The sequence below is a fragment of the Nonomuraea sp. NPDC003709 genome (genome assembly GCF_040610775.1).
In the GTDB taxonomy this organism is placed as follows: Bacteria; Actinomycetota; Actinomycetes; order Streptosporangiales; family Streptosporangiaceae; genus Nonomuraea; species Nonomuraea angiospora_A.
Genome location: NZ_JBEXMW010000019.1, coordinates 194,574 through 217,248, shown reverse-complemented (window position 1 = coordinate 217,248; position 22,675 = coordinate 194,574). Strand labels below are relative to the sequence as shown.

The 22,675-nt window shown below is 69.5% G+C and carries 19 protein-coding genes and 4 pseudogenes; 11 read left to right on the top strand and 12 right to left on the bottom strand.

Annotated elements, in window-relative coordinates:
* Window positions 1-113: 113 nt before the first annotated feature.
* Window positions 114-221 (top strand): annotated as a pseudogene (locus ABZX61_RS44670) (IS630 family transposase); the annotation flags it as partial.
* Window positions 222-406: 185 nt separating this feature from the next.
* Here ABZX61_RS44670 and ABZX61_RS44665 read toward each other — a convergent pair.
* From ABZX61_RS44665 to ABZX61_RS44655, 3 genes are all read right to left on the bottom strand, one after another.
* Complete coding sequence (locus tag ABZX61_RS44665; RefSeq protein ID WP_355203801.1) at window positions 407-1,192, bottom strand: SDR family oxidoreductase; 786 nt, start codon at window positions 1,190-1,192, stop codon at window positions 407-409.
* A gap of 472 nt (window positions 1,193-1,664) precedes the next feature.
* Window positions 1,665-2,450, bottom strand: a complete 786-nt coding sequence (locus ABZX61_RS44660) for a hypothetical protein (protein ID WP_355203799.1) — start codon at window positions 2,448-2,450, stop codon at window positions 1,665-1,667.
* Window positions 2,451-2,583: 133 nt separating this feature from the next.
* A complete protein-coding gene (locus ABZX61_RS44655) occupies window positions 2,584-2,916 on the bottom strand; it encodes a hypothetical protein (RefSeq protein ID WP_355203796.1) in 333 nt (110 codons plus the stop codon).
* A 176-nt stretch (window positions 2,917-3,092) separates the two neighbouring features.
* Between ABZX61_RS44655 and ABZX61_RS44650 the strand changes: the two genes are divergently transcribed.
* The 3 genes from ABZX61_RS44650 to ABZX61_RS44640 all read left to right on the top strand — a co-directional run bounded on the left by ABZX61_RS44650 (window position 3,093) and on the right by ABZX61_RS44640 (window position 4,872).
* A complete protein-coding gene (locus tag ABZX61_RS44650) occupies window positions 3,093-3,602 on the top strand; it encodes a hypothetical protein (protein ID WP_355203791.1) in 510 nt (169 codons plus the stop codon).
* On the top strand, window positions 3,599-4,531 hold the full coding sequence (locus tag ABZX61_RS44645; protein WP_355203788.1) for an oxidoreductase: 933 nt from the start codon (window positions 3,599-3,601) through the stop codon (window positions 4,529-4,531). Before ABZX61_RS44650 ends, ABZX61_RS44645 begins: the two co-directional genes overlap by 4 nt.
* Before the next feature lie 215 nt (window positions 4,532-4,746).
* On the top strand, window positions 4,747-4,872 hold the full coding sequence (locus tag ABZX61_RS44640; protein WP_355203785.1) for a hypothetical protein: 126 nt from the start codon (window positions 4,747-4,749) through the stop codon (window positions 4,870-4,872).
* Between the two features lie 135 nt (window positions 4,873-5,007).
* Here ABZX61_RS44640 and ABZX61_RS44635 read toward each other — a convergent pair whose 3' ends face one another.
* Window positions 5,008-5,973 (bottom strand): 2-dehydropantoate 2-reductase N-terminal domain-containing protein, encoded by a 966-nt coding sequence (locus ABZX61_RS44635; RefSeq protein ID WP_355203782.1) that lies wholly within the window; start codon window positions 5,971-5,973, stop codon window positions 5,008-5,010.
* Between the two features lie 90 nt (window positions 5,974-6,063).
* Between ABZX61_RS44635 and ABZX61_RS44630 the strand changes: the two genes are divergently transcribed.
* On the top strand, window positions 6,064-6,633 hold the full coding sequence (locus ABZX61_RS44630) for a TetR/AcrR family transcriptional regulator (RefSeq protein WP_355203779.1): 570 nt from the start codon (window positions 6,064-6,066) through the stop codon (window positions 6,631-6,633).
* 384 nt (window positions 6,634-7,017) lie between these two features.
* Here the strand turns inward: ABZX61_RS44630 and ABZX61_RS44625 are convergent.
* Window positions 7,018-8,158, bottom strand: a pseudogene (locus tag ABZX61_RS44625) (Tn3 family transposase); the annotation flags it as partial.
* 345 nt (window positions 8,159-8,503) lie between these two features.
* Here ABZX61_RS44625 and ABZX61_RS44620 point away from each other — a divergent pair.
* Both ABZX61_RS44620 and ABZX61_RS44615 read left to right on the top strand, forming a co-directional pair.
* Window positions 8,504-8,626 (top strand): annotated as a pseudogene (locus ABZX61_RS44620) (transposase); the annotation flags it as partial.
* A gap of 67 nt (window positions 8,627-8,693) precedes the next feature.
* Window positions 8,694-9,713: a serine hydrolase domain-containing protein gene (locus tag ABZX61_RS44615; protein WP_355203776.1), complete on the top strand. Its 1,020-nt coding sequence runs from the start codon at window positions 8,694-8,696 to the stop codon at window positions 9,711-9,713.
* Window positions 9,714-10,260: 547 nt separating this feature from the next.
* Here the strand turns inward: ABZX61_RS44615 and ABZX61_RS44610 are convergent.
* Window positions 10,261-10,614, bottom strand: a complete 354-nt coding sequence (locus tag ABZX61_RS44610; RefSeq protein ID WP_355203774.1) for a hypothetical protein — start codon at window positions 10,612-10,614, stop codon at window positions 10,261-10,263.
* A gap of 919 nt (window positions 10,615-11,533) precedes the next feature.
* Here ABZX61_RS44610 and ABZX61_RS44605 point away from each other — a divergent pair.
* Window positions 11,534-11,899, top strand: a complete 366-nt coding sequence (locus tag ABZX61_RS44605; RefSeq protein WP_355203771.1) for a hypothetical protein — start codon at window positions 11,534-11,536, stop codon at window positions 11,897-11,899.
* Window positions 11,900-12,274: 375 nt separating this feature from the next.
* On the opposite strand, the gene ABZX61_RS44600 is transcribed toward ABZX61_RS44605, so the two are convergent.
* Window positions 12,275-12,532 (bottom strand): hypothetical protein, encoded by a 258-nt coding sequence (locus ABZX61_RS44600; RefSeq protein WP_355203768.1) that lies wholly within the window; start codon window positions 12,530-12,532, stop codon window positions 12,275-12,277.
* Between the two features lie 873 nt (window positions 12,533-13,405).
* The gene (locus ABZX61_RS44595; protein ID WP_355203765.1) at window positions 13,406-13,717 is read right to left on the bottom strand and encodes a hypothetical protein; all 312 of its coding nucleotides are present in this window, start codon (window positions 13,715-13,717) and stop codon (window positions 13,406-13,408) included.
* On the opposite strand from ABZX61_RS44595, the gene ABZX61_RS44590 reads away from it, so the two are divergent.
* Window positions 13,716-16,952, top strand: a complete 3,237-nt coding sequence (locus tag ABZX61_RS44590) for a tetratricopeptide repeat protein (RefSeq protein WP_355203762.1) — start codon at window positions 13,716-13,718, stop codon at window positions 16,950-16,952. The two genes, ABZX61_RS44595 and ABZX61_RS44590, sit on opposite strands and share 2 nt — an antisense overlap.
* Window positions 16,953-17,165: 213 nt before the next feature.
* Entirely contained in the window at window positions 17,166-17,732 is a 567-nt protein-coding gene (locus ABZX61_RS44585) for a hypothetical protein (RefSeq protein WP_355203759.1), read from the top strand.
* Window positions 17,733-18,067: 335 nt separating this feature from the next.
* Here the strand turns inward: ABZX61_RS44585 and ABZX61_RS44580 are convergent, their stop codons facing one another.
* Window positions 18,068-18,694, bottom strand: a complete 627-nt coding sequence (locus tag ABZX61_RS44580) for a pentapeptide repeat-containing protein (RefSeq protein ID WP_355203756.1) — start codon at window positions 18,692-18,694, stop codon at window positions 18,068-18,070.
* On the opposite strand from ABZX61_RS44580, the pseudogene ABZX61_RS44575 reads away from it, so the two are divergent.
* A pseudogene (locus ABZX61_RS44575) lies at window positions 18,686-19,155 on the top strand (DUF899 family protein). The gene ABZX61_RS44580 and the pseudogene ABZX61_RS44575 overlap by 9 nt on opposite strands.
* Before the next feature lie 88 nt (window positions 19,156-19,243).
* Here ABZX61_RS44575 and ABZX61_RS44570 read toward each other — a convergent pair.
* The 3 genes from ABZX61_RS44570 to ABZX61_RS44560 are packed head-to-tail and all read right to left on the bottom strand — an operon-like array spanning window position 19,244 to window position 22,394.
* Complete coding sequence (locus ABZX61_RS44570; protein WP_355203753.1) at window positions 19,244-21,016, bottom strand: hypothetical protein; 1,773 nt, start codon at window positions 21,014-21,016, stop codon at window positions 19,244-19,246.
* Window positions 21,001-21,792: an ABC transporter ATP-binding protein gene (locus ABZX61_RS44565; RefSeq protein ID WP_355203750.1), complete on the bottom strand. Its 792-nt coding sequence runs from the start codon at window positions 21,790-21,792 to the stop codon at window positions 21,001-21,003. Before ABZX61_RS44565 ends, ABZX61_RS44570 begins: the two co-directional genes overlap by 16 nt.
* Complete coding sequence (locus ABZX61_RS44560) at window positions 21,789-22,394, bottom strand: TetR/AcrR family transcriptional regulator (RefSeq protein WP_355203747.1); 606 nt, start codon at window positions 22,392-22,394, stop codon at window positions 21,789-21,791. Before ABZX61_RS44560 ends, ABZX61_RS44565 begins: the two co-directional genes overlap by 4 nt.
* Between the last annotated feature and the right edge of the window lie 281 nt (window positions 22,395-22,675).

Sequence of the window (22,675 nt, the reverse complement as noted above, 5' to 3'; positions counted from 1 at the left end):
TCACCGGCCTCGGCGATCAGCGAAACCACTGGTGAGCGCGTAATTTCCGGCGAACAGCAGGGGATCGAGGTTGCTCAGATCATCCGTCCGGCCCCGGCGAGGTCGCAGTCAGTATGCGCCCTCCTGTCGTGTTCGCCGGTGCTCCAGGCGTCTCCGTTGAGGACCTGCAGGCGGAGTTACGGGGCCGTTGGCGGCAGGCGACTCGGGTGGCGATGGTGCTGCCGCCGCTGCCTCCGGCGTCGGCCTGGCGGTCGGTGGCCTCGAAGGCTCGGTTGCCGGCCAGGTCCGCGGGGCCGTGGATCGGTCGGCGGCTGCGCCGCCAAGCGTCCCGGCTCACCCCGGTGTCAGCAGGTCCTCCGGCACGGGATCCCCGTGATGCGGGCCTCCCGGCCGCGGGTCTGACCGTTCACCCGGCGGTCGCTCCGCCGTCGATCGGCAGTGCCGCGCCGGTGATGAACGTCGCCTCATCACTGAGCAGGTAGGCGACCAGCCCGGCGATCTCGCGGGGATCGGCCACTCGTCCCGTCGGGTTGGGCGCGGAGAGCTCGTGCGTGGGCAGCTCCGCCGGCGCGCCGAGCAGCCGGCGGTACAGCGGCGTGTCGACGTTGCCGGTGACGAGCGCGTTGACCCGTACGCCGCGGTCGGCCCACTCCAGCGCGGCTGATCGGGTGAGGCCGACGACGCCGTGCTTGGCGGCGGTGTAGGCGGCCAACCCTGGAATCGCGGAGACCCCTGCGGTGGAGGCGTTGTTGACCACGGCCCCGCCGCCTGCCGCGCGGATGGCGGGGGGCTGGTGTTTGAGGCCGTGGAACACGCTGGTCAGGTTCAGGTCGAGCTCGGCGCGCCAGGCGTCGCCCGCGATCCGGTCGAGCGGTCCTGTGGCGAGCACCCCGCCGGCGTTGTTGACGGCGCAGTCCAGCCGGCCGAACTCGGCCACCGCGGCCTCGACCGCCGCCGCGACATCGCCCTCCACGGTCGCGTCACAGCGGACGAACAACGCCTGGCCGCCGCTCGCGACGATGTCAGCGGCCAGGCCCTTACCCACGTCGGCGCGCCGGCCGGTGGCGACGACGATGGCTCCCTCAGCGGCGGCGCGCAACGATATGGCCCGGCCGATGCCCGAGGTGGCGCCGACGACCATGACCACTTTCGACTTCAGCCGGGCGGTGGCACCCCATTGTTTGTCCGACATGGTGTGATCAGCATATCCAGCCCTGTCCGGGCCCAGTCGCCGGCTACGTGATCGGCTTCACGGGACGACTTCAGCGGGCGTCGGCCAGGGCCGGCAGCGCCGGTACTACGGAGTCGGCGTCCCCCCACGCGGGTGCGCAGGCGTTGCATGGCTTGCGGGCCGACCAGCCCGGCGAGGGGTCGCTTTTCCAGGTGTCCGTCGTCCAGCGACCGGGCCGCGGCCTCTGTCTTCTTCGAGAAGCGGGGGCGAAGGCCGTGGTCGTGCTGCCGGTTGCGGTCGTGTTCGCCAGCAGAACTCATCGCCTGCGCGGTGACATCTGCATCCGTGCACCGGGCGGCCACGGCGACAAGGTGGACTTCGTCCCAGACATCGAGATCCCCCACGGTGCAGGCATGCGAGGTCGCCGGCGGGCGCTTCCCCTGGGCCGGCAAGGAAGGAACCGTATGACGAAGTCCGGCTGTCCGCCAGTTCCTCAACCCGAAGAAGTAGTTGGGGGTTGCCCTGGATGGTGTCCCAGACGGACTCCATGACGTCGTCGATCTCGGTGTCCCGGCGGGGCCTTGCGGTCGGTGAGGAACAGCGGGCCGCGGGTGCGTCCGGCGATCAGGCGGGGCAGGAGCTGGGCGGTGCCGGACTGCCAGTGAATCCACTCGGTCGCCCCGCCCTTGGCCGTGATCTTCCCGCGCTTGTCTTGGGGGTAGAGGTCTTCCACGTTCAGGCACAGCACCTCATCGGCGCGGGCGGCGGATTCGTAGAGCATCTTCCACAGCGTCTTCTCCCGCAGGGCGGCGATCTGGTTCTCGGCCAGGGCCCGGGTGCGGTCCGGCGGTGCCGGGCGCCGCTCGATGCCGATGGTCGGGTCGGATGCGATCCAGCCCTGGCGCTGCCACCAGCCGATCGCCTTGCGGGCGATGGACAGTTCGCGGTTGACGGTGTCGGCGTCCATCGCCTCCGCCCGCGACGCGGCCAGCTCGGCCAGGGCCTCGGGCAGCGTCGGGCCGTCGATCGCCGCGACGGGGAAGGCGGGCGGCTTCGCGCCCCGGCGGGCGGGCCCGGTCGGCGCCACTTCGTCGGCGAGCATCCATCCCCATGTCGTCAGGGAGATCCGGTAGATCCGCGCGGAGGACTTCGCGATCCCGGCGCCGGTGAGGTACCGCTCGACGGCCGCGGCGTACGACGCGGACGGGGCGGACAGCGGCACCACCCGGGCGCGCGGCCGCGGCAGCCGCAGCGCGCCCCCGCTCCCGAGTTCGGTCACCGGTCGATCGCCACGTCCGCCCACCTCTCGCGCCCTGTCGCAGTAAATGCGTACACCTCGCCCCTGCGGCCGGATCGGTCCGCCACAGGCCGCAGAGATCACGGTAGAGGGCCTGCCGCGGTAGATCCGGTATTTACTGAACGCGCCAATCAAGGGGAAGCTTCACCCGGCTCAGCTGGGTCTCGCCGCGAGCCAGCGCACGGTGCGCAAGGGTGCTCAGCGTTTGCGATAGACGGTGAGCAGCATACCCAGGGATGGCGCCGCCGGCCGAGATCCCACCGAGCAAGCCGCCGACCAACACCCAAAGCGACGGCTGGTCCTGGTTCCCATGGATCAGGAACGGCAGAATCAGCGGGCCCATGATTCCGGGACCAATCAGCCAGCAGAAGGCATACGTCCACAGGACCTCATCCGCCCGCAGCTGGCCATCTACACCAACGTCAGTGCAGAAGCCCTCGCCGACCACGACCCCGCCCGTCGGCACCACTAACTGGCGGCATCACCGCAGCTCGGAAACGGGTTCGTTGGATTTTCGGCGTTCGCTACAGGGATCCCCAAGCGGCCCGGAAGGCCGCCCTCACGATACTTGACGCCAACTGTCTAGTACTTGATACTCGACGTCAAGTAGGAGGTGGAGTTGCGATGAGCGAGGAACTGCCATCCTGGGACGAGCTGGCCTCCCAGTTGATCGGTCTGGTGGAGGTACGCCTGCTCGACCCGCTGGAGATCCTTCTGGAGTCACGCTCGGAGCTGTCACGGGCGCGCAGCCGGGTGGTCGAACGGGCCGGAGCGTGGGCTCTCGCGCTGCTTGGCGAAGACGAGGACTTCGCACGGCGCACCGCGATCCGGCTGGTGATCACTCTCTATCCCGGCGACCACGGCTTCAACCCGCCACCAGGCTGGTGGCAGACCCCGCTCGGCCAGGTCATGGCCCGCAGGGTCGGCCATCCGGCGGCGGAGGCCGTCTCCTACGCGGTGGCGGGCGCGATGCTCGGCATCACCCGTCAGGGCGTCCACGACCTGGTGACCCGGGGCAAGCTCGACCGGCACGAGAGCGGGGGCGTGACGACCGCCTCGGTACAGCGACGAATCACTTCATCCAATGCGCGGGAGACTTCGCCGGCGCGCACTACGAGAAGAGATCAGCAGTGAGTCAGGAGAGTAAGCCCGCCGCCATCGCGGGGCGGCTCCAGCCGGCGGACGGCCTGAGCGTCAACCGGCTCGGCTACGGCGCCATGCAGCTTCCCGGCCCGATGATCTGGGGCCCGCCTGCCGACAAGGGCACCGCGCTTGCGGTGCTACGCCGGGCGGTGGAACTGGGCGTCGACCACATCGACACCAGCGACGCCTACGGCCCGCACATCGCCAACGAACTGATCCGGGAGGCGCTCCACCCGTACCCGGAGAACCTGGTGATCGCCACCAAGGTGGGTGTCGTCCGGGACGAGTACAAGACGTTCAACGCCGAGGCCGACCCCCAGGCCCTCCGCGACCAGGTCGAGGAGAACCTGGCAACCCTTGGCCTGGCCAGGCTGGACCTGGTGTACCTGCGGGTCGGCGGCGACGGCATGCTGCTCCCCGCCGAGACTCCCTTCGAGGAATCCTTCGGCGCGCTTGTCCAGCTCCGCGAACGAGGCCTGATTCGCCACCTGGGACTGAGCGGGGTCACCGTTGAGCAGTTGGAGAAGGCCCGCGAGATTGCCCCGGTGGCGTTCGTGCAGAACCGTTTCCACCTACTCGACCGGGGCGCGCTGGACGTGTTGCGCTACTGCGAGGACCACGACATCGCGTTCGCGCCGTATTTCCCGCTCGTGTCGGGCGTGCTGAACCCGGGCATCGACAAATCCCAGCTCCCCCCGGGCCTGAGGGTGACCGATGATCAGGAGACGGCCCTTGATGCGATCGCCGCCCGACACGGCGCCACCCGCACCCAGATCGCCCTGGCGTGGCTACTGGCGGTGTCCCCGGCAACTCTCCTGATCCCCGGCACCAAGTCCGTCGCCCACCTTGAGGAGAACCTCGGGGCTGGGGTGATCGAGCTGACCGAAGACAACATCGCCGAACTGGACAAGTTCGCCTGATCGCGCACGTTTGCGGGCGGCCGAGGGGTCGTCCGCAACGTCAGGCCGGCAGGCACGCCTGGTTCGCCTTGCTAGAGATGTTCCAGCAAGCCAGCGCCCTGAATGAACACTGTCACCGCGATGAGCGCCGACACACCGTACGCGGTCCTGGTGTGGAGCACTCCTCCACCGCTCGGGGCGGCAGGATGCAGCGCTGGGATCTCGTCTGGTGAGACGTGCCCGATCTCTTCGGGACGGGGTCGTTGATCGCGGGGCTCGACTACCACGTTGCCCACGCCGAGAGCCTGGCTGCGGAGGTCGGCGGGACGTGGAAGACCTTCGCTCCCGACGATCACACATAGTGACACTTCCCAGGCGCAACCAGACAATACAGAACACTTGATCAACGGTCCCTGTCAGTAGACCCCAGGAAGATCCACTTTGGGGCTGGGGACATCTTCGGGAGCGGGGGCCCGGGACCGACGACATCGGCAAATTCAGACTCGACCCGTCCCCTCGCGGGCGAAGTACGGTTCCGCCGCTTCCAGTCGCGGTACCGAGATGCCCAACCGTCGTGCTTCGGCCAGGGTGTCCCGGCAGACCTCGCGCGGCTCCTCGGCGTCGGGGTCGGAGTGCGCCGTGAGGCTCACGCGCGCGGGCGCGACATGAGCAGTCAGCCAGGCGAGCACGGGTGCCGTCAGCCAGGTGGGCGCCCGGAACAGCAGCACACCGCCCCGGTGCCGTCGCAGGTCGAGGCCGCGCGCCTGGAGGAGCGGCAGCAGTTCGCGGCCGGCCAGCAGCGCCTCGCGCAGGTCGCCCGTTGCCCCGGCCAGTTGGGACAGGGATCCCAGCCGCAGGCCCTGCGAGAACATGCCGGCATCCGACGCGAAATGGACCCACAGCCAGCCGCGGAAGTCAGGCCGCTCCTTGATCCGGAGCCCGGCCTCGCGAAACGCCTGGCGCACGGCCCGTTCCCGGTCGGTCGGGGGCTGGCCGAGTGTGCCGAAGATGACCGACGGCAGCAGTGCCCCGCGGAGTACGCCGTCCGCGCCGAAACCGCCACCGGCCTGGGGAAAGCCCCAGGCGATCTGGTCGGCGGGGAGTGCGCCGATGGCGGCGAGCGGCTCGGTCCAGAGATTGCCGAAGATCAGCACCGTGGCCTGGCCGACACGCGGGGCCAGGAAGGCCGTCGCGCCCGCGAGGCGGTGGTGCGGCACGCTGAGCACGATCAGGTCGAAGCCGTGGTCCGGCTCCAGCGCCTCGCGGTAGCGCACCGGCCACTTCTCGGCGACGCGCTGCCCCCACACTCGGCGCCGCGTATCGAACAGGTCGAGGTCCACCGCGTCCCCGTACGTCGCCGCGCGACCCGGTCGGACGTAGAACTCGACGTCATGCCCCGCCTGTTGCAGGGCCCAGCCGTAGACAGTGGCGATCACGCCTCGGCCGAACATCAGGATCTTCACGCTGCACCTCGTGGGGTACGATCGATTTGGAGGCCATCTCCACTTTTCAAAATATGGAGGTCATCTCCACTTGTCAACGCGAGGTAGCGCATGACCGCCGACAAGCCGCTGCGGGCCGACGCCCAGCGCAAGCGCGAGGCCCTGCTCGCCACCGCCCGGGAGGTGTTCGACGCCGGAGACTTCTTCGACCTGCGCTTCGACGACTTCGCCCGCCTGGCCGGGGTGGGCACCGGCACGCTGTACCGCCACTTCCCCACCCGGGAGGCACTGGCCGAGGCGGTCTACCACGGGGAAGTCGCCGCGCTGAGCGACCGCGCCCGCCAGCTACAGGCCACGCTGCCCGCAGCGGAGGCTCTGGCGACCTTCCTACGCGGCATGGTCGACCACATAGATGCCCACAAGGGCCTGGCCCGGACGCTGGCCACGCTCATGACCGATCGCTCGAGTGCCCTCGCCGAGGGCAGTCGGGCGCTGGAGCAGGCTGTCACCGACCTGGTGGCCGCCGCCGTGCGGGACGGCGCCGTTCGCGACGACGTGGATGCCGGGGCCGTGATGATGGCGCTGCACGGCATCGGTGCGGCCCATGACCGCCCCGACTGGCGGGCCGAAGCCGACGATGTCATCACCCTCGTGCTGGACGGGCTGCGCCGCCCGCTATAACAAGGTGCGACACGAGGTCGCATGCCGCGAGCGAAGATCCGGTTAGTGGCAAGGCGGCGAAGATGCTGGTCACCCGGCTGATGCCGGCTACACCTGTGAAGTTTCAGGATGTGTGCGAGAGCGATGAGGGCGCGGCTCTGCCAGTTCTGACGCTCTTGTCGAAATCCGCCTACGTCGCCGAAGGTGAGACTGGTCTAACCCTGTGTAGCAGGCTGTGGTGCGACAGCTTTGTGTCTGCGACACCCTGCCTGTTGACATAACAACGGGCGGCTACCGCCAGCGGCGCCCCTGCTCGCACATCGAGACAGGCTGACCCGATACAGGAAGGAAGGGGCGACGTCCCGCAACGGGCCACTCTCGCGGGAGGCCGGCAGGTCTACGCCCCTACCTCAGGTCGCTGCTGTCGGGCAGGTCAGGGACCTTACTGAGCTGCCGCGACGTGGAGGAGGAGAAGGAATAGCGGCCCAGGACGTTGAGATGGGCGTGGGCGAGCGGGGACAGCCGGGCGGCGTCTTCGTCCTTGACCGGGACGCCGTCGGCGCGCAGCCGGTCGACCGCGGCCGACAGGTACGTGGAGTTCCACAGCGCGACCACGTTGACGACCAGCCCCAGAGCCGCCAGCTGATCTTCTTGCCCTTCACGGTAAGCCTTGCGGATCTGCCCGCTGCTGCCGTGACAGATCTTGCGGGCCAGCCGGTGCCGGGACTCGTGGACGGTGAGCTGCTTGTTCAGCTTGCGGCGGTAGGTGTCGTCGATCGGGTCCAAGATCGACAGCAGGTGCAGGGTCTTGTCGATCCGCTCGTACTCGGCGAACGCCTGCCCGAGCGGGGTAGGCCGCCCACCTCGGGCGAACATGCGCAGCAGGTCGTAAGCGCGCACCTGGTTGGTCCCCAGCGACCCGGCGACCAGCGAAGCGGGGCGCGAACCGGTAGCCAAGCATGGAGAAAATCCCGAACACCGTGTCCGAATCGGACGCCTGATCGGTCGTGACTATCTCGGGCTGCGGCCCGGCGTCGATGTTGATCAGGGTGTCCAGGATGTACAGCGAGTCGCGCGGCGTGCCGGGCACGACCATCTGCCCGATCCCCACGAACCGCAGCTCGTCCACCGAGGCCAGCAACCCGCCACCCCACAACGCCACGATCGGCACGCCGCGCTGGGCCTCGATCAGGATCGCGTTCGCCGCGGCGTGCGTCTCGGCCCGCACGTGGTTCTGATCGACGTGCGAGAGCCGGCCGCGGGTCAGCGCCTCGCCCCCATCCTTGATCACCGGGGTGAGGCCGACGTTGCAGGCCTCGCTGATCAGCAGCGCGACCAGCGATCGGGGCAGGTCGTGCATGCGCGTGGAGATGTCGGCCAGGTGCACGTAGGCGTCCAGGAACCCGGACCAGGAGTGCACCTCCAGCAGCAGCTCGGGCAGGTCGATGCGCGGCAGCATCGCCTGGCAGACCGCGCGCAGCCACTTCAGCGACGGGCTCTCACCCAGCGCGCCGAGCTTCTCCACCGACAATCGGGCGTGCCCATCGGCTGGGGTGACCACCCGGACCAGGGCGTCGTCGCCGGCTTCTTCGAGACGGCCGGCCATCTGCCTCAGAAGGCGATCATCAAGGACGGAGTGCTCCCTCACCAGAGGCGTTCATCGTGACCTGGCAACGGAGTCGCTGAGACGGCCACTGAATGATCACTATCATCGACGGTCGTCACCTTCGAACCGATCGGATACGACTTGACCATTGGACGCAGATTCCGCATAACTCCGCATCAGGCGGTGTACACCTTCTTCCTGCGCTGGTCCCGGCGTGGGCTGCCCGAACAACTGGCCGGGCGGCTGCGCGGCCGTTTGCGGGTGCTGGCCGGACGCTGCGAGCTGCCGACGGCGGGGTACATCGATTCCCAGACGGTCAAGGCGGCGGAGACCGTCGGGGCTACGGACTGCGGTTATGACGCAGGCAAGAAGATCAAGGGGCAGAAGTGGCATATCGCGGTCGACACCGGGGTTGAGGAACTGGCGGACAGCCGTTATCGATATCTGATCAAGCTGCCACTCTGAAAGGGTTCACATGTCCCCTCTGGAAGACGTGGTCGACGCGATAGCCCACGCGACCGGGTTCGCCGGTGTGGTGTCAGTGGATCACGGTGGCGAGAACGAGTTCGCCAAGGCGTACGGCCTGGCCCACCGCGGTCACAAGATCGCCAACACGGTCGACACCCGGTTCGCGATCGCCAGCGGCACCAAGGGGCTGACCGCGCTCGCGGTCGTCAGCCTGATCGAGCAGGGCGTGCTCGAGCTGTCCACGACCGCTCGTTCGGTACTCGGCGAGGATCTCCCGCTCATCGACGACGGCGTCACCATCGAGCACCTGTTGGCCCACCGGTCTGGCATCGGCGACTACTTCGACGAGAACGCCGGGCACGAGATCACCGACTATGTGCTGCCGATCCCCGTGCACGCGCTGGCCACCACCGAACAGTACCTGGCGGTGCTTGACGGGCATCCCAGCAAGTTCGCACCCGGTGAGCGCTTCTCGTACAACAACTCCGGCTACGTGGTACTCGCGCTGATCGCAGAACGCGTCGACGGCCGGTCCTTCCACGACCTGGTACGCCACCGGGTCTGCGAGCCCGCCGGCATGCACGACACCGAGTTCCTGCGCTCGGACGAACTACCGGGCCGCACCGCTGTCGGCTACCTGCCCATCGAGGGCACATCGAGGACCAACGTGCTCCACCTGCCGGTGCGCGGCAGCGGCGACGGCGGGATCTACTCCACCGTGCGGGACGTCGCTTCCTTCTGGGGTGCCCTGTTCGGCGGGAAGATCGTGTCATCGAGCTGGGTGGGGGAAATGCTGCGGTCGCGCAGCCAAGTCCCGTCGCAGTCCAGGCGCTACGGCCTCGGCTTCTGGCTCCCCGAATCGCCAGGATCGAAAGACGCGGTGATGCTTTCGGGATACGACGCCGGCGTCTCGTTCCGCAGCGTTCACCGGCCCCAGTCGCAGCTAACGCACACCGTGATCTCCAACTCCTCCTCCGGAGCATGGCCGATCGCCCGTCTGCTGGAGAACGAGCTCACACAGCGGTGATGCGGATGCGGACCGTGTCCCGGGGAACCGCGGCGAAGGTTCCCGCTCAGGAGAGCGAGGGGGGAATCCGGCGCTCAAAATCGGCCGCTCCACCGCCTACGCGGTACTCGCGGGATGCTGACCACTAGCCCACCCGGCGCTGTAGTGGCGGTTGGCCGCGTTGCCGAGCCCGGTGGCCGCGCTGCGCGGATAGCTCGTGAAGCCTGGCAGGCCCGCCCATGGAGGGGCTGGCGGCCGCAGCGTCCCGAACGGGAGGGTCGATAGCTCATCGACCTCGTACGAGGCGGGGCGGGCGGCGGGTCAGGCATGTGCGCAGATCGCTCCCGATCGCCGGCGTGCGGGAACTGACCTGCCGCGTCTCGTGACGCGGCTGGCCATGCTGGAGGGCGTAGCCGACGAGCATGACCAGGAGACAGCGTGCTGAGCGCTGGCCGGGCGGTTCGAGCCCGGCGACGGGCACAACCTGCACAACCGGCGAAGTCGCTCATCGAGCCGGCCACGGCCGAGCAGCGGCCCGACGACATCGCGGTCCTGCTGCTGCGCGACGCTACCGCTTCTTCGTGGAGAGGCGCAGCACGGCCCGGCTGTCCGACAGGGACAGGGGGCGGACCTTGATGCCGTTGACGGTCACCGACCCGTCCGTCGACCCGAACGACTCGACCCTGCTGTTGCCCTCGCCGCTCACAGCCAGCCCGTCCGCGGTGAAGCTGATGTACAGGCGAGTGAGGCCGAACTTGGGGCTGACCCGGAACGAGACGCTCTTGGTCAAGGTGAGCTTGCAGTTGCCGTCGTAGCAGGCGCGCACGTTGGGCTTGGCGACGGCGGTGGTGGACGCTTGGGCGGCCGGGGCCAGGCCGGCGATCGCGGCAGCCGTGAGGGCGGCGATGAAGGTGACGCGCATTGCTTCTCCTCGGAGGGGGTGTTGGTGACGGTAGTGTGCGCGAGGCCGGCCGGGACCGGTCCCTGCGCGACGGCGCATGCTGGGAACCGGGGAAGAGCCGGAGGCAATGGATGAAGGTTCCTGACAGCTTGGCCCGCGGCGCAAACGTCGGCTTCCGGATCCACGCCTGCGACCTTTTCCTGGTCTGTCGCCGGGTCGTGAGCGTGATCGCGGCCACGATCAGGTGAGCCTCGCTGTGTTACGGCTTGCCCGATCGAAATGGTCCGGGCGCTGGTCGGCGTCTGGCTGTTCGCCGGCTGCCGCGTCGACGAGATCCGCCGCCTGGAGCTGGACTGCATCACCTGGGACGAAGGCCAGGCAAGAGCTACCCGGTCTGCTTACTACACGTCCCGGCTAACAAGATCTGCTGACCATTCACCAAGCCCTTCGCCCCGGTCGTCGGCCAGCTCATCGAGGCCTGCCCCTGCACCCCTGCTCCTCGTCGGAGAGGCAGGCTCCGGGAGGTCGCCAGACTGTCCGTGCCGGCAGGCTCCTATCTGGCGAGCGCGTACTTCTCGCTGCGGAACGACTACGACTCCGCCGTACATCAGGCTCGCGGCCGACTATCCACCCGGCGAGGCCCCGATGGATCAATTCGCGCTGTTCAACCTGCCGGTGCCGCGCCATATAGCATGCAGCATGCCTTCACCTTGACGGAGCCCGGCTCCATCGTCCCGTCATGCCATGCAATCCCCGGCTGGACGGCACGGGTGACCAACATCCAGCTGACGCGATCCAGGCGTCCGCCATGGTGAACGAGGACATCCGGGTCGAATGACTTCGTGTATCGGCATCCTCTGCCTGTCGTGCTGATCGCCCGGCGGAAGTTGAGTATGCCCTACTCATGATGCGCCGCCGGTGATCCCTGACGCTGTTGACCATGACAAAACTCGTGGCACTGTTCCTAGTGTTCTGGGGTCCTCTGTACCACCCGACGTACCTCGCCTCGATGTCCGGGACGTACGAGAACGGCGTGGTCGGCGGGGAGATCTGGGCATACGCCGGCCAGTGCGCCAGGGCCTTCATCGAGACCAGCTACCAGCCTGCGGGCGCCGGATATTACATCAAGCGGTGGTCATACTCGGAGCCTGCCTGCTCGCCGACGGCGTTGGAGACTACGACACCGTTCCAGACGTACCTTGACGGGCCGGTCGAGGAGATCACCCACATCGGCGCCTCCGTCTGTCGGTGGACGGCATGGGAGTCCATGACCTGCGGCCCTACCCAGACCATCTTCGCTCGCTGACTTCGCTGGCCCCGTGCCCGCTGACCGCCTCTGCGCCGGGCTCTGCCGTACCCCATTTCTCGCCAGCCTGGCCCACCACCGCCTGTGGCATCACCTCGGAGGATTGCCCTGCCCCCAACCTGCCGGACCGCGGAACGGCGGACGCGCTGGCCGATACCGCGCCACGGCCGCCGCTGCCGGGGAACGCGCGGCCGACCACCTCCTGGTGATCACCGCGCTTGAGGGACGGGGCCGCGAACCTCGCGCTTATGGCTGCCCGGTTCAACATCCGCCCGGACGAATGTGACACCCTCAGACTCCGCCATCGGGCAAGACTTTCCTGCTCAGAACCCCACTGCCAACAGATGTGACGAACCCCGGCTCGTCGTACCGCTCCTACTCGCAGGCCATGATGGAGGGCCAGGCGGAGACGATCGTCAAGGACTTGCTCGACCCGACCCGGGCCGGCGACTCCAAGGTGCAGGTCAAGCCGTGGCCGGTCGCGCAGGAGAGCTCCACCGCGTCCGTGACGCCCTCGAGCGGCACCGTGGCGGGCAGGGCGGCGGGCGGTGTGTCATCGGTGCCCCCGCTGGCGACCACGCCTGGGTGGCCGAACACGACAGCGCAGGAGGGCGTGCTGAAGGTGCGGCCCAAGCCGGCACCATCTGAGCCGGGCACGGCCAGACGGACCTTGGCTGATGAGTTGAAGCTGGCCTGGCGCCGGGCCGGGGAGCCGCCGCCGCGCAACCTCCGGCGCCAACTCCTGGGCAAAGGCCTCGACTCCGGCGCTGATATCGACGGCTTCTGGCGGCCGCTGCGGGCGAAGGCCCGCGAGGAGGTCGCGCCCTCGGGCCTGACACACGACGAAGCCGAGCACCATCACCCCGGTCATCAGCCTCGTAAGCACGTCCGGCCAGGACACCACCACCGGCGAGCCCGACGACCGCGCCCCCGAAACCGGCAACACAGCCCCAGCGGGTTTCGAGTGCGAGGACTGCGGCTCCTGGGCCGTCAACGCCGACCGGCACTACGCCTGGCACTGAAACCTGGAACAACAGCTCCGCCGGACGATCATCCGAGGAATTGAGAGTACCGGCGGCTAGACCAACCCAACCGACCCGCGCCCCCGTCGCCGGACTCCATGCCCACCACGGAGTCCGGCGACGGGGCGCGCTGACGTCCGGATCCCCAGCCGAGGGCTCGCCGAACGAGGCTCTCACGCGGCGCTCCGGCGGGCGCCAGGGACGCCTTCGGGGCGAGGCCCCACACTATGGCAGGCCTCTTCGACCACGCCGGAGATCCACTCGTTCAACTGGTCACACACCAGCAGGCGCGCGCCTTGATGGGGGATATGCCTGCAGGGGGATGGACGGCACCACCGTGCAGGTAGTCGTCAGCGCGACGCAGGCCCTGCGAAACTATTCCGCACATGACCATTTGCGGGACGGCCCGAAGGGCGGCATGGACCTTCAGCGCTCGGCGTCGACCACGGCCGCCAGGCGTGCGCCGAACCGCATCTCCACCTGCTCATTGGGCCAAAGTCCGCACCTTGGCGGTCGCCTTCTCGACCGCCTCCAGCGCGGCGGCCAGGCGCTCACGCTCGCCCGGGTCCAGGCAGGTCTCGCCGAGTTGGTGGGCCGGCAGGTCCAGGTGTGTGGCGAAGCGCCTGCAGTCGTCGGCGGCGACGTCGACCGGGTTCCGGGCCGGGGGAGCGAAGGTCCGGCCTTTGCGGTCGACCATTGAGCCCGGTTGTGCATGTACACGGGTGGTCAACGCGCTGAGCCGGTCGCCGAGGAGCGATTGCCCGAGGTCCCGGGTACGGCCGATGATGACCGTCATGAGCGGTCCAGAAGGGGTGCGCCGGGTTCACCAGCACGCAACCGGCTCGGGGTTCGCGCGCATCTGCCAGGCCGCCGGCGACATGATCGTTTATGGCGGCGGGGAGCCGTACCGGCTGGCGCTCTGGCCGGCCCCTGCCGCCGCCCCACCGCCGGAGCAGGCGCGGGCACGGCCCAGCGGCCTGCTGCAGGCGGCGAACGGGCTGATCGCGTTCGCCGGACGCCGCGACCTGCTGGACGACCTGCGGCGCTGGCGGGACGGGCCGGGCCTCGCGGTGCGGCTGATCCACGGAGCGGGCGGGCAGGGCAAGACGCGCCTTGCCCACGAGGTGGCGCGGACATGGCAGCAAGACGGGTGGGTGGTGCTGGCGGCACATCACCGGCGCGACCGCTCCGCGCCCGAGCCCTTCGTCGTTCCCGATCTGGCGCGGGCCGCCGGGGTGCTGCTGGTGGTGGACTACGCCGAGCGGTGGGACACCGCCGACGTGCTGTCGCTGCTGGCCGACACCCGCGTCGGCACGGGGCTGCCGGTACGCGTGCTGCTGCTGGCCCGCCCGTCCGGCACCTGGTGGCAGGGCCTGGCGTACCGGATCCAGCGTGACGTCCACCTGACGCCCGGCCGCACGGAGCTGGGGCCGCTGGAGGACGGGCCCGGCGTCACGCGCGCCGGGCTGTTCGAGGCCGCGCGTGACCGGTTCGCCGAACTGCTCGGGATACCGGACGCCGGGAATGTGGACCCGCCACCCGCGTGGGCCCGCCACGAGGCCTACCGGCTGGTTCTGACCGTGCACATGGCCGCACTGGCCGCGGTGCTGGCCTACGACCGCGGTGATCCCCCGCCCGCCGACCCCGTGACCGTGTCGGCCTTCCTCCTGGCCCGCGAGCGCGATCACTGGGAGGCGATGTCCGCGCCCTCTCGCGACAACCCGCTCCGTACGACTCCCGACGCACTGGGGCAGCTCGTCTACACCGCCACGCTGACCGGCCGGCTCGGCCACGCCGACGGGAGGGCGGCGCTGGCCCTGGCCGGGATCGACTCCAGAGAGGCTTTTGGGCAGCTTCTCAAGGATCACGCGGTCTGCTACCCCGGGGCGCGGGACACGGTCTTGGAGCCCTTGTACCCGGACCGGTTGGGCGAGGACTTCGTCGCCTTGATGACCTCCGGCCATTCTCATGAGTTCCCGGCCGACCCATGGGCCGACGGCGCACCGGCCCGGCTACTCGCGCCGGCGGAGGAGACGCCGGTGGAGGACCCCGGCCGTGTGTGGGCGCCCCACGCGCTGGCCACCCTGGTGGAGGCCGCTCGCCGATGGCCGCATCTGGCCGCCGGCCAGCTGTACCCGCTGCTGGATGCGTACCCCGAGCTGGCCCTGCAGGCCGGGGGCGCCACCTTGGCCGCCCTGGCCGCGCTGGACGGGATCGATCCTCATCTCCTGGAGGGCATCGCGGCCGTCCTGCCGGATCACCGGCACATCGACCTGGACATCGGCATCGCCGCCGTGACCTCCCGGCTCGCCAGGCATCGGCTGGCGGCCACCACGGAGCCCGCCCTGCAGGCCCGCGTCCACGAGGATCTGGCCATCCGCCTGGGCTATGCCGGGCTGCACGCTCGCGCCCTCGCCGAGGGCGAGCAGGCCGTCCAGATCATGCGCGAGCTGGCGGCGCTCGACCGCGCCAGGCATCTGCCCAACCTGGCCGCCTCCCTGAACAACCAGGCCACGAGGCTGATGTCGCTGGGCCGACGGGACGAAGGGCTCCCGCTGCTCGAAGAGGCCATCGCGTTCCGGCGTGAGCTGGCCGCCGCCGACCCGGCCACCCACCTGCCGGACCTGGCAACCGCCCTGGCGAACCACGCCGCCTCGCTGGCCGAAGCGCGGCGGCTGGACGAGGCGCTCCCACACTCCGAGGAGGCCCTTCTCCTGAGGCGGCGGCTGGTGGCGCTCAACCGCGCCGCCCACCTGCCCAACCTGCCCCCGTCGTTGATCAACCACGCCCTCCAGCTCGCGGACATGAGGCGGCTGGCCGAAGCGGTCCTGCTCTCGGAGGAGGCCGTCACCATCGGCCGGGAGCTGGCCACACTCAACCCCGCCGCCTACCTGCCCGACCTGGCCACCGCCCTGGAGAGGCACGCCGGACGGCTGGCTGAGGTAGGGCGGCTGGACGAGGCACTTCCCCTCTCCGAGGAGAGCCTCACCCTGTACCGGGAGCTGGCCGAGCTCAACCGGGCGGCCCACCTGCCCGACCTGTCCGTGTCGCTGAACAACCACATCGGGCTGTTGGCACAGGCCGGACGGATGGACGAGGCCATCCGGCTCTCGGTGGAGACGATCGACGTGTGCCGGGAGCTGGCCGATTTCGACCGGAGGGCCTACTTGCCCCTGCTGGCTGCCTCGCTGCACAACTACGCGCTCAAGCTCGTCCCGCCTGGGCGCGAGGCGGAGGCGGTCGGGTTCTTCTCGGAGGCCGTCTCGCTGCGGCGGGAGCTGGCCGGGCGGGACCCGGCCGTTCGCCTTCCTGAGCTGGTGTCCACGCTGAGGAGCCTGGCGGACCTGTCATCCAGGCACGCGCTGCGGCTCGTGGGCCAGGAGCGGCGGGCCGAGGCGCTCCCGTACTCGGAAGTGGCGGTCGCCTCGTGGCGAGAGCTGGCCGAGCTCGATCGCCCGCCTCACCTGCCCATGTTGGCGAGCGCGTTGAACAACCACGCCGGGCGGCTGGCCGAGGCAGGGCGGGCGGCGGAGGCGGCCCCGGTCGCCGAGGAGGCGGTGGCCCTGTGGCGGGAGATGGTGGAGCTCGACCGGGCCGAGTATCTGCCGGATCTGGCGCTCTCGCTGCGCAACTGTGCGCTTCGGCTGGCGGAGGCCGGGCGGCGCGCCGAGGCCGTCCCGCTCGCGCAGGAGGCCGTTGTCCTGTACGCGCAGCTGGCCGAGCTCGACTCGGTTGCTCATATGCCGTCGTATGTGCAGGCTCTGACAGTCCTCGGGCTCATGTTGGTGGAGGAGGCCAGGTTTCGCGAAGCGGTCGCACCCCTGCTGCACGCCTTGCCGGCCAGTCGCTACCTGCCTGACGACGGCCGGGACATCATCATCACGATCATGGCACAGCTGTACCTTGCCTACGCGGGCGACTCCGCGGGGGTCTCCCGCGAGTACCGCGCGATCACCGGCCAGGACGTTCCCGGCTGGATGCGTGGCTGTCATCCGCTCCCTGTGACTGACAACGCGGCTTCGCCTCGTTAAGGCAAGCGTGACCGCGTATGTACGGCCATCTAGGTCGTCCCGCATTCGACCGCTTTTGGGACGGCTATCGCTGCTGAGCGTGCGGGCTCGGCCGCCTGCGGTGCGCTAGCCAGGGCGGCGCCGATTGCCAAGACCATGGACACGTAATGTAATGGTGTAGTTACTGTTAGTGACGCTGCCATGGATATGGCCCGTCAGGCACCGGAGACCCCCATGCGACACATCCGCCCAACCCGCGCCGTCCTCACCGGCACACTCCTCGCCCTGGCCCTCGCCGGACTCTCACCGGCCAACCCGGCCCACGCGGCGGAGATCATCATCATCGACGGCTACACCCAGACGGTGAAGGAATCGTCCGGCGTCCCCGTGACCTGCCCGACCAACCAGGTCCTGCTCGGCCGCGACCACTACGGCGACGAGAACGGCAACACCACCTACTACTGCGGCCTGATCCTCATCGACGGGCAGCAAGTCAGGGTTGGCACACCGTCCTGGAGCGACTCCCAGCGCGAAAGCAACTCCTTCTTCGCCGCCCCGACCAACGAGGCCCTGGTCGGCCGCCAGCACTCCGGCGACGAGAACGGCCCCACCCGCTACGCCACCGCCTCCCTGACCGCGTGGGGGCGGACCGTCGAACTGACCTCCTACCGCTGGACCCCGGGACAGCGGGAAAGCAGCAGCTACTCCAAGGCCGGCGACTACGAGGTCATGACCGGCCGCCAGCACAGCGGCGACGAGAACGGCCAGACCAGCTACCAATACGCCAGGATCGCCGACTAGACCGACCACAGCCAGGCGATCAACAGCAGCACGCCTCAAACGACCTTGGAAAAGAGGAACCCCCGGCTCCGGCCGGGGGTTCGGTCGTGCAGGGAGCCCGCCCGGTTCGTCAGGTGTCCTGAGGACGGAACCCGGCGATGCCGGTCGCGACCGGGTCGGGGGCGGGCGCGATGTACTTGGCGACGGCCCGGCGGCACCAGGCGGTCACGTCGGGGGCCCGTCGATGCCTCGATCCGCGCCGGGCGTTTGCACAGGTCAGCGCGCCGCGCCCCGAGATCGATGCCGAGCAGAATTGAAGCACTGTGCGGTCTGCGCGCCGAACCCGACCCGACCGGTCAGGGGTTCTCGCCCCCGGGCGCCCACATCAGACGCCCCACGCCCTCGGATGTCACCTGCAGATGCCACCCGTCCGGCCACACGTGATTACCTGAAGGATCGGCTGTCGCATTCGCGAACCTGACCTCCCCCGCGGCACCCATTCCCGTGAAGTTGGCGTCCCCGGTATAAGTCGACGCCTCGAACGAGGTGCTCCCGGGGATGCTCGCTTCCTCGAAGTAGGCGTTTCCGGCGAAGGTCACCCTCCTGAAGTCGGCGCCCCACATGGTCGCCCACCCGAACCAGGCTGTATCTGCGAAGGTCGCCCCCTCGAACCGGGCCCCTCCGCCGAAGGTCGCCTCGCCGGAGTCGGCGTACCCGGTGAAGGTCGCCGCCTCGAATGAGGTCACCTTGAACGAGGCCCTTTCGCCGAAGGTCGCGCGCAAAAACCGGGCGTCCCCAATGAAGTGGGCGCGGCTGAATTCGGCGGTGGAGATGTGGGCGTCGATCCAGTCGAAGTCGATGAGAGTGGCGCCGCACACAGCCGCAACGGCGACCACCTGGCCCGCCTGCGCCGCGACCTTCCCACGCTGGCCGAGTTGTTCGACGGACGGTCCCAGCTGCTGGTCAAGCACTTCATGTTCCATCCCGGCTCCGACGCCGGCTGCGCCAGCTGCTCGCTGACCGCTTCGACGCCGCCATCCCCCACCTCAACAGCCGCGACGTGACCCTCATCAGCGTTTCCCGCGCGCCACTGGAGAAGATCAACGCCTACAGGCGGCGGATGGGCTGGCGGTTCACCTGGGTCTCCTCCCACGGCAGCGACTTCAACTACGACTTCCGCGTCTCGTTCACGCCCGAGCAACAGGCCAACGGCGCCACCTACAACTTCCGGCCGGAGCCGCACCCGGCCGCCGAGCTGCCCGGGATGAGCGCGTTCGCCCTCCAGGACGGCACCGTCCACCACACCTACTCCAGCTACGCCCGCGGCGCCGACTCCATGATCGCCGCCTACCAGCTCCTCGACCGCGCACCCCGCGGACGCAACGAGGACGACCTGTCCTACCCGATGGCCTGGGTCCGCCGCCACGACGAATACACCCCGTAACGCTCGCCCTGGTCCTCTTCGATTGGCTCGGGCCGCCCGCTAGGCCCGATCGGGTGGTCCTGTTAGGTGAGGCTCGGTCGCCGGAGCGTTACGGCTGCCTGCGGTGCCGGCGTGGGATCCACAGGCCGAGGCCGTACATGGTCAGGCCGAGCAGCGTCATGCACACGATGGTCGGCCATTGCAGCCATTCGGGCAGGTACAGGGCCAGGAACCAGCCGCGTGACCCGGTCCCGGTCACCTTGAGGATGCCTGGCACGATGCCTTGCGGGATGAGCGGGATCGCGCCGAAGCCCCAGCAGATGGCGGTGATGATCTGCTCGCGTCTGGGCAGGTTCTGCGGGGTCTTGGCGGTGGTGGGCGGGCGGCCGGTCCGCATCAGGTGGAGCAGTTCGGGGCCGTGTGTGCTCAGTCGCCGCTGGGCCAGGTGGCCGAGGCCCCAGGCGCACGAGAGGCCGGTCAGCAGGCCCACGGCGACGCCCGGCCAGCCGTACAGCCAGGCCACCAGTGCGGCGGGGGCGGCGGTGAGCGCGCACAGGGCGAGCATGGCGTACACCAGGCCGCTGGCCGAGCCGTCGTCGTCGGTGGAGCGCAGCGGGTTGCCCGGCCTGCGGTGCGGGTCGGTGCCGGGGACCAGCGCGTACACCGACATCAGCGGCACCAGCCCGGCTCCGCCACCCAGCAGTGCCACCAGGAGGGCGAGCACCATCGGCCACGGGCCGTCCACCAGCGCCGTCAGCGTCACGGTCAGGGCGGTCGCGGGCGGGCCGACGGTCGCCAGCCAGGCCAGTTGCCTGCCTCGTACGTCCTTGGCGTCCGGGATCATGAGGGTGAGCCACAAGGCGGTGCCGTCACCGCTGTAGAGGTTGGCGGACATGCCCGCGGCCATGGCGACGAAGATTGGACCCGCCCAGCAGAGCATGCCGGGCCAGCCGAGAATGAGCGGGGCGGCGGCGAACGCCAGGCCGTAGGCGAGAGCGAAGGTGAGCTGGTGGGTGCGCAGCAGGTCACGCGACCAGGTCCGCAGCTCCTTGCCCAGCACGACCCGGCTCTGCGGCACCGCCTGCCTGTCTTTCGGCTGGCCGCCCTCTCGGCGACCTGTCGGTGTGGGCGCTCGTCCGTTGGTCCGGTTCGCGCTCGTACGCCTGGCCAGCAGCGCGGCCCATGCGGCCAGCAGGAGGGCCACCAGCAGCGCCATCGCGGCCAGTGCCATCACCGCCCGCCGCCAGTCGCCCTGGACGGCCAGCACCCCCCATCCGGACGGCAGATACCTGACGAACTGCGGCACCGTCCCGTTCACGCCGAACGCCACCGCGAACACCCAGCCCTGCCCGAGCGCCGCCAGGATCGTCGCGTTGATCACCCCGGCCAGCACCGCGCCCAGCCGCGAGCGCAGCACGATCGCGAGCACCGCCACGGCCACTTTCGACAGCAGCACGAACATGGCCAGGTGCAGCACCATCGCGGGCACGGCCACGACGGCGGCTCCGGCGCCGTGCCGTACCCCCTCGACCAGCAGCCCGCCCAGCGCGAGCAGGCTCGCCGCGGGCGCCACCCCGACGAACGCCGACGCCAGCAGTGCCCTGGCCAGCCGCCGCGGCGGTAATCCCAGCAGGGCGAAGTACTCGGGCCGCAACGTCTCGTCCCCGCCTCCGGCGAAGACGGGCCCCAGCATCCAGCCGAGCATCCACACGGCGTAGGCGGCGGGCAGCAGCGCGGGCGCGGACAGGGCCAGCACGATCGTGCCGCCCGCCAGCGCGATCCCGAGCAGCCCGCCTGTGGCCACGATCCCGGCACGGCGGCCGGTCAGGGAGTGCCGCAGTACGGCGGTCTTCATCCGTACCATGATCAGCTCGGCAGCCACGTCAGCCCCTTCATCGCGGCACGGTCGCCGGTCGCGACGAGGTCCACGAACCGCTCCTCCAGCGAGCCGCCACCGCTGACCTCCTCCAGCGTGCCCGCCGCCACGACCTTGCCCTTGTCGATCACCGCGACGTGGTCGCACAGCTGCTCGACCAGCGCCATCACGTGACTGGACAGCACCACCGAGCCGCCGCCCGCCACGAAGGCGCGCAGGATCTGCTTGATCGTCGCCGCCGAGATCGGGTCCACCGCCTCGAACGGCTCGTCCAGTACCAGCAGCCTGGGCGCGTGCAGCAGCGCCGTGGCCAGCCCGATCTTCTTGCGCATGCCGGTCGAGTACTCGATCACCAGCGTGCTGCCGGCCTGGTCCAGCTCCAGCACCTCCAGCAGTTCACCGGCCCGTTCGGCCACCAACGGCTCGGGCAGTCCGCGCAGCAGGCCGAGGTAGGTCAGCACCTCCCGCCCGGTCAGCCGCTCAGGCATCGCCAGGCCGTCGGGCAGGACGCCCACCAGCCTCTTGGCCCGGTGCCGCGGATCGGCCCAGACGTCGGTCCCGAAGATCCGCGCGGTGCCGCTGTCGGGCCGCACCAGCCCGACGGCCATCGACAGGGTGGTGGTCTTGCCCGCCCCGTTCTGCCCGACCAGGCCGTAGAAGGATCCCTGCGGGATGGTCAGGTCGAGGTGGTCCACGGCGGCGTTCGTGCCGAACGTCTTGGTGAGACCGGCCAGATCGAGAGCGGCCAGATCGAGAGCGGCCGGTTCGAGTGCCGCCGTCATGGCTGCCTCCGCGTGGCGATCGTGAACAGGGTGGTCAGTTCCCGAGCCAGCAGCTCCAGGTCGAGCTCTGGGTTCTGCAACAGCTGGGCGGGCACGGCGTCCACCGCTCCTCGGATCGCGATGGCCGTCGAACGCAGATCGAAGTCGCGGAACTCCCCGCTCTTCTGCCCCCAGGCCAGCACCTTCTCGATGTCCTGAAGCGCGATCTCGTGCTGCGCCGTGTACGGGCCCGGGGTGTCGGTGCCGCCGCGTGCGTGCGTGATGATCTCCACCAGCGCCAGCAGCGGCTTGCGGTGGCGGCCCATGAACGCCAGGTTCGTCTCCAGGTAGACGCGCAGCGCGTCAGTCGCCGTGGGCTGCGCGACGATGGCCGGCTCCATCATCTCGGTCGCCAGCCTGGCGACCTCGCTGACGACGGCCTGGATGAGCTCGTCCTTGCTCCCGAAATGGTAGGAGATCGATCCGGGGGAGATCTTCGCCAGCTGCGCGATCTTCGCCAGCGACGTCTGCGCGTACCCGAGGGTGGCGATGGCGTCGATGGCGCACTCGATGATCTGGGCCCGCCGCGCCTCTTCAATGAACGTTCGACTTTCTGATGGCACAATCAAAATCTTAAACGGTCATTCAAATGGTTGGCAACAGCTTCGGCCAGGACACGGCCGGCCCATGTCACCACCGTATGGAGGAGGGGCACGACGCGCCCCTTGCCGTCATCGATCGTCGATGTGACGCAACGACACCGTCAGGGCGCAAACGGTGCGACGCGTTGAGATCGACCCGCCTGACCCGCACGTGCGGCTCGGCCAGCTGGCCGTCGTCGCCTCTCGATGCTGCCTACCCCGGCTGGATCGCGACCTGCCCGCCTGAGGTGGCGATCCAGCTG